Source organism: Cryobacterium sp. N22, assembly GCF_002929555.1.
Classification (GTDB): Bacteria; Actinomycetota; Actinomycetes; order Actinomycetales; family Microbacteriaceae; genus Cryobacterium.
In genome coordinates, this window is record NZ_PJJP01000033.1 from 1 (window position 1) to 12393 (window position 12393).

Here is a 12393-nt window from a genome sequence, read left to right on the forward strand (position 1 = left end):
GAGACCCCAGCCAACCGGCTGAACCAGCTGCTCCTCGCAGCATAAAACCACGCGTTGCTCCCACAGCTTGACTTTGCCCGGCAACGAAGGCGGGAAGTCCGCAAATGAGTGGATGCCGGGGTGCCCGGGCGGGTCAGGCGGCGGGGGTGCGCTCGTCCAGGCCCCAGGGCTGGCCGTAGCCCGCGGGTTCGGGAGCGGCCATGAGGTCGAGGTAGGGCTTCGCGTCGAAAGCCTCCGGGCCGAGCACTCCGGTGCCGGTCCACACGCCGGTCGCGAGCAGTTCCAGGGCGATCGCGGGGTTCAGGGCGGTCTGCCAGACCACGCACTGGGCGTCGTACTCCGCCATCGTCCACTCGTTGTCGCTGACGTGATAGAGGTAGACCTCCCGCGGCGCGCCATCCAGACCGGTGCCGGTCACCCAGACGCCGGCGCAGGTCTTGCCCGTCATGCGGGGGCCGATCGTGGCCGGGTCGGGCAGGCTCGCCGCGACCACGTCGCGTGGGGCGACCATGGCCGGGCCGTCGGCGGTGCGCACCCGCACCGGGTTCACGCTGTCGAGGCCGAGCAGGTGCAGGGTGCGCAGTACCCCGATGAACTCCTCACCGAGCCCGTACTTGAAGGTGACCCGCTTGGCGTCCAGCCAGCGCGGCATCAACAGCACCTCCTCGTGCTCCACGTTCACGCACTCCACCGGGCCGATGCCCTCGGGAAAGTCGAACACCTCGGGCTCGCTGAACGGCGGTGTCGTGTACCAGCCGCGGTCCTTCTCGAAGATCACCGGCGGGTTCAGGCACTCCTCGATGGTGGTCCAGATGCTGAACGACGGCGCGAAGATCTCGTTACCGGCCTCGTCACGCACGACCAGGTTGGCGCCATCCCGGGTCCCGAGCTCGTCGATCTCGCTGAACAGGTGGTCAGAGGCATATCGGGCGAAGACGTCGCTCAGTCCGGGCTCCACGCCCATGCCCACCAGAGCGAGCCGGCCGCTGGTCTCCCAGTCGCCGGCCTGTTCGAACTGGTCGTCGCCGAGCTTGATGCCGGTCTGCGCGTGCGGGTCGGTCGGATGCGGCTCGGACAGGCTCATCGCCATGTCGAGGTAATCGGCGCCGGCGGCGAGCGCGCCCGCGAAGATGCTCTGCACGAACTTCGGTTCCACGGCGTTCATCACGTGGGTGACTCCGTGCTCGCGCGCCACCCGGGTCACCACCGCCGGGTCGGATGCGTCGATCTGCGCCGCCGTGAACCGGGCAGCGGTCTCCGCGCCGTGGCGGGCCTTGAGTGCCGCGATCGTGCGCTCCGCCCGGCCCAGGTCGTAGTCGCTCACCACGACATGTTCGTAGAAGGAGCGGCGGGCAATGATCTTCGCGAATGCGTCACCGACGCCACCCGCCCCAACGAGAAGGATCTTCATTCCCCGAAACTAGCGCGCGGCGACCGCAAATGTCAGCCCTCGTGCACACATGCCGTGAGCCCGGCCGGCACCAGCGCCCGGAGTACTACGCGTGGGGGTGCGGCGCGGGCGAGCGATCCCGCCGCCTGGCTATGGTGTTCTCGCCGTCGAGCTTGGCCGCCAGTGGCGCCCACAGGACCACGGCCACGCCCACTCCGAGCAGCAGCCCGCCGATGGTGTCGGTGAGCCAGTGCGCGCCGAGGTAGGTGCGGCTCACCATCATGGCGACGGTGTAGACGGCGCCGGCAATCCACACCCACAGCCACGGGAATATGATCCCCAGCGCCACGGCCATGGTGGCGGCATTCGCGACGTGCCCGGAGGGAAACGAACCGAAGTCCGACGAGATCAGCATGTCTTCGGGACGAGCCCGGCCGAAGAGGGTCTTCAGCAGCTGAACGAGGCCGGCGCTGACGATGGTGGCGATCACAAAGTAGAGGGCCGCCCAGGGGCGCCTGAGCACGAGCAGGGTCACCACGATCAGCAGCGGAATCACGATCACTCCGGCGATGCCGGCGCCCAGGAAGTTCATCACCAGCGCCGGAACCTCCCAGACCGGGGAGCGGTGCTCGAGGATCTCTTCCATCCACTCAGCGTCGGCCTCGATCGGGCGACCGTTGCCCCGGGTGAGGATCAGGGCGCCGAGCAGGAACGCGAGGACGACGGCGACCGCACCGCTGATCAGCGGCCAGCGCCGGGCGATCCGGCGGGCGGGCGCATCCGCCGCGGCCTCGGGCTGCGTGGGCTCAGTCTCGGGGTTTCGGGAGGGGTCCATCAACCCATGTTAGATCGGACGCGGCGGGCGGTCAGTGCGTCAGCGCCGCCACCGTGCGCGGGCGCACGATGAACCAGAGGCTGAGGATCGAGATGATCGCGCAGACACCCATCACCGAGGCCATCGGCACGGCGGTGCCGACCCCGAGCAGGCCGACGACCGGCGAGATCAGACCGGCGATACCGAAGTTGGCGGCGCCGAGCACGGACGCGGCTGTGCCGGCCTCACTGCCGTGCGAGTTGAGGGCGATGACCTGCACCGTGGGGAAGGTGAAACCGCAGCCGGCGATGAAGAACCACAGCGGGATGAGGGTGCCCCACAGGCCCGCGCCCAGCAGGTCGAGGGTGAAGATGGCTGCCGACATGACCACGAGAACCGCGGTGGCGCCGATCAGGATGTTCTGCGGCCCCACGTTGTAGCGGTGCATCAGACGTGAGCTGGCCTGCACGCCCACAACGATGCCGAGGGAGTTCACCGCGAAGAGCACGCCGTACTGCTGGGCGCTGAAGTCATAGACCTGCTGGAACAGGAACGGCGACGACGAGAGGTAGGAGAACAGGCCGGTGAAGGTCATGGCGCCGATGATCGCGACACCCACGAAGGTGCGGTCGCTGAGCACGGCCCGGTAGCGCTGGCCCAGGCTCGAGTGACCCGGCACGGTGCGGCGTTCCTGCGGCAGGGTTTCCACGATCCAGATCGCGACGGCCACCATGACCACGATGCCGTAACCGGCGAGCACCCAGAAGATGCCGCGCCACGGCATCACGAGCAGCAGCTGCGAGCCGATGACGGGGGCCAGCACCGGCGCCAGGCCGCTGACCAGGGCCAGGCGGGAGAGCATCTTCACCAGCGGCTTGCCGCCGAAGAGGTCGCGCACCATGGCCATGGCCACGACGGCGCCCGCTGCGGCGCCGAAGCCCTGCAGCACCCGGAAGATGCCGAGGGTCACGATGTCGGTCGACAGTGCGGCGCCGACGCAGGCGAGCACGTGGAAACCCGTGGCCAGCAGCAGCGGCAACCGGCGACCGACCTTGTCGCTCCACGGGCCCACGATCAGCTGGCCGAAGCCGAATCCGATCATGGTGCCGGTGAGGGTGAGCTGGATGGCGGCGGCCGAGACCCCGAGTTCGCTTTCGAGGGTGGGGAACGCCGGCAGGTACAGGTCGATGGTGAACGGACCGAGGGCCGTGAGTGCGCCGAGGATGATGATGTAGACGATGCGCTGCCCACGGGAGAGCGCGTCACCCGGGTGACGGGCGGTGGAGGCGAGCTGCGCCTCGGAGATCACGGGGATGACGGCAGTAGTCACGGAGAAGGGTCCTCGGTCGGGGTCGTGCAGAAAGGGGGTGTGGGCGATTGCCCAGTAGCAAAAAGCGTGCACTGGTCGGTTCTATTCCCCGCACCAGGCATCCCGGCAAAGATTGCGCGGATCCGGCCTTTTCTGCACGTTCCGGCTAGAGCTGCAGCTCCATGAAGACATCCGCCCGCTCGTAGGGCATCGGACCGATCCGCTCGGCGGGCACATGGGCGAAGCCCACCGACTCGTAGAGGTGCACGGCGGCCGGCAGTTTGGTGCTGCTGCCCAGGAACAGCGAGGCGGCGCCGAGCCGCCGGGCCGTGTCGATGGCCGCCATGATCAGGCTCCGGCCCAGGCCGCGATTGCGGACGGCCGGACTGACCGCCATCTTGGACAGCTCAAAAACGCCGTTGCCCGTCGGCAGCACGGCGACGCAGCCCACCCGTTCTTCCCCCAGGCGGGCGATCAGCACAACGCCGCCGACGCCCTGGATGCGGCCGGCCGGGTCGTTCAGCAGCGCGCGGTCGGCGTCCTCCATGCTGAAGAGCAGGGTGATCCACTCCTCGTTGAGCTCCCGGAACGCCTGGGCGTCCTCGGCGGAGGTCATTTCATCAATGACGACGGGACGTCGCTGGGCGGCGGCGAGTGGCATGGTGGGCTCCTTCGTGCGGTACGTGATTACCATTCTGCGAGCAGTTGATTCAGACGTCCAATATCGGTTCCACCTAGATCAAGACGTGCCACATCTTGATAGGCTCGGGGCATGGTCGCTCATCTGGAACTCCGGCACCTGCGCTATTTTGTCGCGGTCGCCCAGGAACTGCATTTCGGCAGGGCGGCGGAACGCCTGCACATGGCCCAGCCGCCGCTGTCGCAGCAGATCCGCAAGCTCGAGGAGCTGATCGGCACCCCGCTCTTCGACCGCACCTCACGCCGGGTGGTCTTGACCGAGGCCGGGGTGGCGTTCCTCGACCGCAGCCGACGGCTCCTCGACCAGGCCGCGTCCGACGTCGACGAGGCCGCCCGGATCGGGCGCGGGGAGCAGGGCCGGTTCGACATCGGCTTCATCACGTCGGCCATCCCGCTGGGCATCACCGAGCGCATCCGCGCGTTCCGGTCGTTGTACCCGTCCGTGCACGTGCAGCTGCACGAGGGCTATACCTCGTTGATCCTCGGCCGCCTGCTCGATGGAGAGATCGACATGGGCGTGGTGCGCGACTCAGAGCCGCACCCCGCGATCACGATGACGACCCTGGCCACCGAGCCCTTCGTCGCAGTCGTGCCGAGCGATCACCCGGCGGCCGGCCTGACGGTTCTGGACGCCGGGATGCTGCGCGATGACCCGTTCGTCTTCTATCCGCGCGCCGCGGGCGAGCGGGCCTATCTGCGCAACCTCGAGCCCTGCCACCAGGCCGGCTACGAACCCCGAGTGGTTCAGGAGGCGTCCTCCTGGGTCACCATCCTGTACCTGGTCGGTGCCGGCCTCGGGGTGAGCATCGCCCCGGCCAGCGCCACCCTGAACCTGCCGGCCGGCGTCTGCACCCTCCCCCTGGCCGGTGCGCACCCGCGCAGCGAGGTGCAGCTCGTGCAGCGCGCCAACGACCGGCGGGCGATCATCGGGAACTTCCTGCGGGTGCCCGGGTCTCTCACCCCCACGTTGACACCGGGCGCGGAGCCGGGTTCAGGCTGAGACCGCGTCAGGCAGAGACCGCGCCCGCGCCGGCTGCCGGGGGCCCGGCCGGATCGTCGAGCAGCCCCTCGAAGGCCAGCTCCGCGGCGCCGATCATCAGCAGATTGGAGCCGAGCTCCGCGGCGCTGAGCCGCACGGTGCCGAACGCGGCGTCGAGAGAATGCTTCGCCACGGCCGAGCGCAGCCTGTCGGCATCCACCGCGAGCAGCGCGGCGAGAAACCCGCCGAGCACCACGAGCTGCGGGTTGAGGATATTGATCGCCCCGGCAAGCGCCACCGCGAGGTGGTCGATCTGACGGTTGACCTCGGCGCGCACGACCGGTGACGTGGACGCCAGCAGCGCCTGTTCGAGCTCGTCGGTGTCCGCTCCGTCCAGACCGAGCACCTCGAGCAGCTCGCGCCGGGTGACCTCGGCCTCGAGGGTGCCGCGGATGCCGGCGGAGTCGACCCGTTCGCTGTCGCTGACCCTGGTGTGCCCGAATTCGCCCGCGTAGCCGGCGATGCCGCCGGCCGGCGCGCCGCCGACGATCATGCCGCCGCCGATGCCGCTCGCACCGCCGTTGAGATAGATGAGGTCGGTGATGCCCTTGCCGGCGCCGAAGAACCGCTCGGCCAGGGCGCCCAGGCTGGCGTCGTTGGCGGCGAGCACCGGGTAGCCGGTGGCGGCCTCGAGCATCTCGGCGAGGGGCTCGTCGATCCAGCCCAGGTGCGGCGCGTGCCGCACGAGTCCGTCATGGGCGCGCACCAGTCCGGGCACTGCCACGCCGATTCCCACGACCTTGAACCTGGCCTCGAGCTCGCCGCGCATGCCGTCGATCACGGCGGCGGCGATGTTGACGGCCTCGAGCACGCTCGGCGACTGGTCGGTGGGATAGCGCACCCGGCGGTGCACCTGACCGTCGAGGCCGACGATGCCGATGGTGACGGCGTCGATCTCCGGGTTCACGGCGAGAGCCACAACCTGCTCGCTGACGCTGACGATGGGGCTGGGCCGGCCGACCTGGTTGGTGGAGCTCGGTTCGCTCTCGACGACCAGCCCGCGCTCGACCAGCTCGGCCACGAGCGCGGCGATGGTGGACCGGTTCAGTCCGGTGACCCTGGTCAGCTGGGAACGCGATGCCGCGCCGCTGCGGTGCACGAGTCGCAACACCACAGACAGGTTGTGTCTGCGCACGTCGTCATGGCTACTGCCCTGCACGGTTCCTCCGTCTGGCTGACGCCCGATTCTGCGAGCGCAAGTCACTCTGGCCCCCAGAATACCCGGCAACCGTGTCGACCTGCCGTGATACGTTGCAGATCGCCACAAATCGACCCGACGGCGCCGCAGACAAGGATGTCCATGGAATTCCCCAGCATGAGAATCGCCCTCACCGGCGGCAGCGGCAAGCTCGGCAGGACCGTGCTCGCGCGGCTCCGCGCCGAGGGCCACCAGGTGCTCAACCTCGACATCGCGGGCACCCGCGGGGCCGGTTTCCTGCGCACCGACCTCACCGACTACGGCCAGGTGCTGGATGCCTTCTCCGGCGTCGACGACCAGGCCGCCGGATTCGACGCCGTGGTGCACCTGGGCGCGATCCCGGCGCCGGGCATCGTGCCCGATGTGGCCACCTTCCACAACAACATGCTCTCCAGCTACAACGTGTTCCAGGCGGCCCGGCGCGCGGGCATCCGCCGGATCGTCTACGCATCCAGCGAGACCGTTCTCGGCCTGCCGTTCGACACCGATCCGCCGTACATCCCGGTCGACGAGGAGTACCCGGCCCGGCCGGAGAGCACCTACTCGCTCGTGAAGCACCTCGAGGAGCAGATGGCCATCGAGCTGGTGCGCTGGGACCCGGAGCTGTCGATCACCGCACTGCGGTTCTCCAATGTGATGGACCCCGAGGACTACGACGCCTTCGAGGCGTTCCAGTCGGATGCGACGCTGCGCAAGTGGAACCTCTGGGGTTACATCGACGGCCGTGACGGCGCCCAGGCGGTGCTCAAGGCTCTGCAGACCGCGCCGCCGGGCTTCGAGCGCTTCATCATCGCCGCCGCCGACACCGTGATGCGCCGGCCCAGCGCCGAGCTGGCCGCCGAGGTCTTCCCGAACGTGCAGCTCACCCGCGAGGTCGACGGAACCGGCACGCTGCTCGGCATCGACAAGGCCCGCCGCCTGCTCGGGTACTCCCCCGAGCACTCCTGGCAGGACCCCCGCTGACACCTCGCGAACTGTGAGATAAGCCCCGAAAACTCGAGTTTTATGGGGCTTATCTCACGGTTCGCGGATGGGGGCAGGGCCGGTGGAGCCCCGCTCGACGTAGCGCGGAGGCAACAGGTCGACGTGCGGGGTGCGGTCACCGGTGATCTGGCGGATGGTCAGCTCCACCGCGCGCACCCCGGAGTCCTCCGCGGACAACGGGATCTCGTCGAGGGGCGGGCTGAACTCCGAGGTGTCGAAGACCGCGCAGGCCGAGATCACCGACAGCCGGCCGGGAATCGAGATCCCCCGGGCGGCGAGCATCTCCAGCACCGTGACCTGCACGGATTCGCCGGCGTGCATGATCAGGGCCGTCATGGCCGGCACGGTGCTGAAGAGCTCGTCGATGCCGCGGCGGATGCTGTCCATGTCGGAGTCCGGCATCACGAAGGCCGTCTCGATGCCACGGTTTGCCGCCGCGCCGAAGAATCCGTCCCGGAACCGGAGCGGGTAGTTCGCACCCCAGTCATAGGTGAGGCGTGACATGCCGAGCAGCCCGATCGAGCGGTGCCCGAGGTCGGCGAGCCGGCCGACGGCCAGGTGCGCGGCACCCTCGAAGTCCAGGTCGACGCAGACCAGCCCGTCGGTGTCGGCCGGCACGCCGATGACGGTGGCCGGGATGTTCAGCGCCCGCAGCAGCGGCATCCGCTCGTCGTCGAGGGACACGTCCAGCGCGATGATGCCGTCGGCGAGTCGGCTCGAGGTCACCCGTTCCAGCCCGGTGGACGCCTCGTCGGCGGTGAGCAGCAGCACGTCGTAGTCGATCTTTCGGGCCGCCGTGGCGACGGCGAGCACGAAGGACATCAGCACCCCGGGCTGGGTGTCCGGGCGCACCGGGGCGGTCAGGGCGAAGATGCGGGTACGGGTGCCGGCGAGCATCCTGGCCCCGGCATTGGGCCGGTAGCCGAGCTCCTGGATGGCGCTGACGACCCGGTTCCTGGTCGACTCGGCAATGGAGCGGTTACCGCTGAGAGTGTACGACACCGTACTGATCGACACCCCGGCGAGACGGGCCACGTCGTTGATAGTTGCCATGCGTCCTCTGATACCTGGGTGGGGCCCTCAGTACGGGTCACCGCTAAGAATACCCAGCGCCCGGCCGGATGCCGGCGCGGGCGCTGGGTGGTGCCGGTCAGCCCTTGACGGCGCCGATCATGACCCCGGAACTGATGTGCTTCTGCAGGAACGGGTAGACGATCAGCACCGGAACCAGCGCGATGATCACCACGGCCATCTGCACAGCCAGGGTGGCCACCTCGCCGCTGCCCACACTCACCTGGCCGGGCACCGAGACACCCTGCAGCACGTAGGAGCGCAGGATCACCTGCAGCGGCAGCTTTTCGCTGTCGTTGATGTACAGGGTGGCGTTGAAGAACGCGTTCCAGTAGCCGACACCGTAGAACAGGCCGATCACGGTGATCACCGAGCGTGACATCGGCAGCACCATCTTGGTGAGGATGCGCCAGTCGCCGGCGCCGTCGATCCGCGCGCTGTCGATGATCGACTGGTCGATCCCCATGAAGAAGCCGCGCATCAGGAAGATGTTGAACACGCTGATGCAGCTGGGCAGGATGAGTGACCAGTAGGAGTTGATCAGGCCGAGGTTGCTCACCAGCAGGTAGCTGGGGATCATGCCCGCACCGAAGAACATGGTGATCAGCAGGAAGAACAGGATCGGCCGGTGGGCGTATGAGCCGGGGCGGGAAAGGCCGTAGGCGGCCATCACCGACACCACCAGGCTGATCAGGGTCCCCACCGCCGTGATGCCCACGCTGACCATGACGGCCCGGGTGACCACCCCGCCGGAGAGGATCTGCTCGTAGGCGGAGAGGGTGAGCTCGCCGGGCACCATCACCATGCCGCCGGCCGCCGTGATGGTGGCCTGCGAGGAGAAGCTGGTGAGCACGACGATATAGAGAGGTACGACGATCAGGGCGGCCATGCCGAAGAGCACGATGCCGCGGGCGCCGGCTTCGAGCGGAGCGCGGGGCTCCTCCCAGGCCGGCCTGGTGACCCGGGGCGGACGGGGGCGCGCTGAGGCGCGTGGTCTGGTGGTGATACTCATGATTTCTGGTAGACCCCGGCTTCTCCGAATAGGTGCGCGAGTTTGTTGGCGCCCAGCACCAGGATCACGCTGATCACGCCCTTGATCAGGCCGGCGGCGGCGGCGTAACTCCAGTCGCCGTTTTGGATGCCGGAGTAGTAGACGAAGGTGTCCAGCACCTCGGCCGCACCCGCTCCGACCGCATCGCGTTGCAGGAGCAGCTGCTCGAAGCCCACCGTGAGGGAGTCGCCGAGACGCAGGATGAGCAGCAGGATGATGATGGGCCGCAGGGCGGGCAGCGTGATGTGCCACATCCGTTTGAGCCGACCGGCACCATCCATTGCGGCGGCCTCGTACTGGCTCGGGTCAATGGCGCTGAGTGCGGCGAGGAACACGATGATCCCCCAGCCGGCGTCCTTCCAGAGGGCCTGGGAGGTGACCAGGACTAGGAAGGTGTCGGGCTGGGTCATCAGGTTGACCGCTTCGATGCCGTTGTCGCGCAGGAACTGGTTGAGCAGCCCCGCTCCGCCGAGGATCTGCTGGAAGATCGAGATCACGATCACCCAGGACAGGAAGTGCGGCAGGTAGACGATCGACTGGAACAGGGACCGCACGCGCGGGCTGAGCAGCCCCTGCAACAGGATCGCCAGCATGATCGGCACCGGGAAGAAGAAGACCAGCTGGAACGCCGTGATGGTGAGGGTGTTGCGCACCGCCGACCAGAAGGCTTCGTCGGCCAGCACCCGTTCGAAGTTGGCGAAGCCGACCCACGGGTTCTCGAACGCCCCCACGTAGGGCGAGTAGTCCTGGAACGCGATCGCGTTGCCGACGATCGGCACGTAGGCGAAGAGCGCGGTGAGCAGCAGCGCCGGTAGCACCATGATCAACAGGGTGCGGTCGCGCTTGAACAGGGCGCGGCGCTTCTTCCGTTTCTTCGCCGTCGCGGCCTTGAGGGTGGCTGGGTCTGCGGGCGGCGCCGCCGTAGTGGGGCGCCGCTCGTCTAATACGGTCATCGTCCCGGCCTACGCGTCCAGGTACTTCTGGTAGAACTTGCGCAGCTCGTTGCCACCGTTGGACTTCCAGGTCTCGATCGCGCCGTCCAGAGCCGAGAGCTCCTTGCGCCCGTTGGCCACGTCGGCCTTGAGGTCGTCGAAGGGCTTGGACAGCGAACCGAACTTGGCCGGTTCCTGGATCTGCACACCGTAGAGCACCGGGTCGGTCGCGAAGGCGCTCATCCGGGCGCTCCAGTTGCAGTAGTCGGTTACGAACTGCGGGTATCCAACGTGCGCCTGCACGACCGGCGGGTGCACCAGGAACGAGTAGGTGGAGGTGACCTCGGCCTGACCCTTGGCGTTGAGCACCGGGGCGCCGTTCGCGTCGAGGTCGTAGTGGGTGCCCTGCACGCCGGAGTTGAGGAGCTGGTACTCCGCGGTGCCGAACGGTGCCGCGATGAAGTCGGCCACAGCGAGCATCTCCTTGATGGCCTTTTCGTCGGCCTTCTTGTTGATGAAGCTGAAGATGTTGGTCGGGCTGCCCTTGTACAGGGTGGGATCGCCGCCGTCGGCCCCGAAGAAGTCCATGGCCTGGGTGTTGTAGCTCGGGTTGGACGGCAGCACCCTGGCGAGGGACTCGGCCCAGCCGCCGACGCCGTCGCTCTTGACCAGGGTGTTCCCGGCCTCGTAACGGCTGTTGGCCTGCTGGTCGTTGCCGGCCATGGCATCCGGGTGCACCGCACCGGACTTGAACAGGCGGGTCAGCCAGTCCAACGCCTGGCGGTACTGGTCGGTCTCGACTTTGTGCACCAGCTTGCCGTCGACAACGGTCCACTTGTCGGGCACGCCGAACATGATCTGACCGGCGTTCCACAGGTCGTCGGCGCCCCAGCGGTTCTTGGACGCGTCCGTCGCCTCGGTGAGGATGGTGATGAAGCTCTCGGCGTCGGTGGGCAGCGGCAGGCCGAGCTCGTCGAAGATGTCCTTGCGGTAGAAGAACGCGTTCTGGATGACCTCGCCCGGGTACGGGAGCCCGAAGAGCTTGCCCTGGAAGACCGAGTACTTCCACGAGTCGGTCGGGATGTTGGCCAGGTTGGGGTAAGCCTTGACCTTGTCGCCGGCGAGGTACGGGCTGAGGTCGGCGAACAGGGAGGTGACGGCCTGGTCGAACTTGGGCGGCAGGTTCCAGGATGGGATGACAACCATGTCCGGCACGTTGTTCGGGGAAGCGAGCACCGCCTGGATCTTTTCGCCGTAGGTGTTTCCGTCGGAGACCTGGAACTTGATCGTCGCGCCCAGTTCCTTGTTGACGGCCTTGAAGTAGTCGTTGTTCGAGCTGGGGATGGTCCACCAGGCCGGGGAGAGCGCGGTGTACGAGCCGCCGGCGCCCGGCATCTTCGCCACGGACGTGCGCAGGGTCGTCGGCAGCTTCAGGTAACCGGCGGTGGAGCCGTTGACGCTGACGAGGTCCGGAACCGCGAAGTCCACCGGATAGTAGTTCGGGATTACGCCGGCGATGTCCTCGGCGCTGAACAAGCCGCCCGACGTGCTGGCTGTTCCGGTGCTGCAGCCGGCGAGGGTGGCGGCGGCGGCTCCGGCTCCGACGAAGCCCAGGAAGGACCTCCGGTTCAGCGGCTTCTTGGCGAATGCTCTCAGATCAGAACTGGCCGTGTGGATGCTCATGCTGCCTCACTTCTTCGTAAGTTGCTGTTCTTGCCGAGGCCTGGGAAAACAAGAATTGCCCCCAAGTCCAGCTCCCTGCGGAAGCGCTTCGACAATCGGGAGTGTACAGGGATGAATTACGCGGAGGCAACCACAAATCGCGAATTGTGACCTAGACTCGGCAGGTCGACGTAGTTTTCGCGACAACTGTCGAAACGCTTCGACGGTCACCGAACCAGGAAGA

At 67.7% G+C, this 12393-nt stretch carries 11 protein-coding genes; 2 read left to right on the forward strand and 9 right to left on the reverse strand.

Annotated elements, in window-relative coordinates; all coding sequences use genetic code 11:
* Positions 1 to 133 precede the first annotated feature (133 nt).
* From CXY76_RS08355 to CXY76_RS08370, 4 genes are all read right to left on the reverse strand, one after another.
* Positions 134 to 1411 (reverse strand): saccharopine dehydrogenase family protein, encoded by a 1278-nt coding sequence (locus CXY76_RS08355; RefSeq protein WP_104163782.1) that lies wholly within the window; start codon positions 1409 to 1411, stop codon positions 134 to 136.
* An 85-nt stretch (positions 1412 to 1496) separates the two neighbouring features.
* Positions 1497 to 2225, reverse strand: a complete 729-nt coding sequence (locus tag CXY76_RS08360) for a phosphatase PAP2 family protein (RefSeq protein ID WP_104163783.1) — start codon at positions 2223 to 2225, stop codon at positions 1497 to 1499.
* A gap of 31 nt (positions 2226 to 2256) precedes the next feature.
* Positions 2257 to 3534: a multidrug effflux MFS transporter gene (locus CXY76_RS08365; protein ID WP_233199657.1), complete on the reverse strand. Its 1278-nt coding sequence runs from the start codon at positions 3532 to 3534 to the stop codon at positions 2257 to 2259.
* Positions 3535 to 3679: 145 nt separating this feature from the next.
* The gene (locus CXY76_RS08370) at positions 3680 to 4174 is read right to left on the reverse strand and encodes a GNAT family N-acetyltransferase (protein WP_104163914.1); all 495 of its coding nucleotides are present in this window, start codon (positions 4172 to 4174) and stop codon (positions 3680 to 3682) included.
* Between the two features lie 111 nt (positions 4175 to 4285).
* Between CXY76_RS08370 and CXY76_RS08375 the strand changes: the two genes are divergently transcribed.
* Positions 4286 to 5212 carry a LysR substrate-binding domain-containing protein gene (locus tag CXY76_RS08375; RefSeq protein ID WP_104163784.1) on the forward strand — a complete coding sequence of 309 codons (927 nt, stop codon included), beginning with the start codon at positions 4286 to 4288 and terminating at the stop codon, positions 5210 to 5212.
* A 7-nt stretch (positions 5213 to 5219) separates the two neighbouring features.
* Here the strand turns inward: CXY76_RS08375 and CXY76_RS08380 are convergent, their stop codons facing one another.
* Positions 5220 to 6386: an ROK family transcriptional regulator gene (locus CXY76_RS08380; protein ID WP_233199658.1), complete on the reverse strand. Its 1167-nt coding sequence runs from the start codon at positions 6384 to 6386 to the stop codon at positions 5220 to 5222.
* A gap of 180 nt (positions 6387 to 6566) precedes the next feature.
* Here CXY76_RS08380 and CXY76_RS08385 point away from each other — a divergent pair, with 180 nt between their 5' ends.
* The gene (locus CXY76_RS08385) at positions 6567 to 7412 is read left to right on the forward strand and encodes an NAD(P)-dependent oxidoreductase (protein WP_104163915.1); all 846 of its coding nucleotides are present in this window, start codon (positions 6567 to 6569) and stop codon (positions 7410 to 7412) included.
* Between the two features lie 54 nt (positions 7413 to 7466).
* Here the strand turns inward: CXY76_RS08385 and CXY76_RS08390 are convergent, their stop codons facing one another.
* From CXY76_RS08390 to CXY76_RS08405, 4 genes are all read right to left on the reverse strand, one after another.
* Positions 7467 to 8486 (reverse strand): LacI family DNA-binding transcriptional regulator, encoded by a 1020-nt coding sequence (locus CXY76_RS08390; protein WP_104163786.1) that lies wholly within the window; start codon positions 8484 to 8486, stop codon positions 7467 to 7469.
* 97 nt (positions 8487 to 8583) lie between these two features.
* Positions 8584 to 9516: a carbohydrate ABC transporter permease gene (locus CXY76_RS08395; protein ID WP_104163787.1), complete on the reverse strand. Its 933-nt coding sequence runs from the start codon at positions 9514 to 9516 to the stop codon at positions 8584 to 8586.
* Entirely contained in the window at positions 9513 to 10508 is a 996-nt protein-coding gene (locus CXY76_RS08400) for a sugar ABC transporter permease (protein WP_104163788.1), read from the reverse strand. Before CXY76_RS08400 ends, CXY76_RS08395 begins: the two co-directional genes overlap by 4 nt.
* Before the next feature lie 9 nt (positions 10509 to 10517).
* A complete protein-coding gene (locus tag CXY76_RS08405) occupies positions 10518 to 12170 on the reverse strand; it encodes an extracellular solute-binding protein (RefSeq protein WP_104163789.1) in 1653 nt (550 codons plus the stop codon).
* Positions 12171 to 12393: the final 223 nt, after the last annotated feature.

Bases quoted from the DNA above. Each gene is read 5' to 3' on its own strand.
- CXY76_RS08385 (WP_104163915.1), top strand. From the start codon at position 6,567: ATGAGAATCGCCCTCACCGGCGGCAGCGGCAAGCTCGGCAGGACCGTG.
- CXY76_RS08375 (WP_104163784.1), top strand. From the start codon at position 4,286: ATGGTCGCTCATCTGGAACTCCGGCACCTGCGCTATTTTGTCGCGGTC.
- CXY76_RS08390 (WP_104163786.1), bottom strand. From the start codon at position 8,486: ATGGCAACTATCAACGACGTGGCCCGTCTCGCCGGGGTGTCGATCAGT.
- CXY76_RS08370 (WP_104163914.1), bottom strand. From the start codon at position 4,174: ATGCCACTCGCCGCCGCCCAGCGACGTCCCGTCGTCATTGATGAAATG.
- CXY76_RS08405 (WP_104163789.1), bottom strand. From the start codon at position 12,170: ATGAGCATCCACACGGCCAGTTCTGATCTGAGAGCATTCGCCAAGAAG.
- CXY76_RS08360 (WP_104163783.1), bottom strand. From the start codon at position 2,225: ATGGACCCCTCCCGAAACCCCGAGACTGAGCCCACGCAGCCCGAGGCC.
- CXY76_RS08400 (WP_104163788.1), bottom strand. From the start codon at position 10,508: ATGACCGTATTAGACGAGCGGCGCCCCACTACGGCGGCGCCGCCCGCA.
- CXY76_RS08395 (WP_104163787.1), bottom strand. From the start codon at position 9,516: ATGAGTATCACCACCAGACCACGCGCCTCAGCGCGCCCCCGTCCGCCC.
- CXY76_RS08355 (WP_104163782.1), bottom strand. From the start codon at position 1,411: ATGAAGATCCTTCTCGTTGGGGCGGGTGGCGTCGGTGACGCATTCGCG.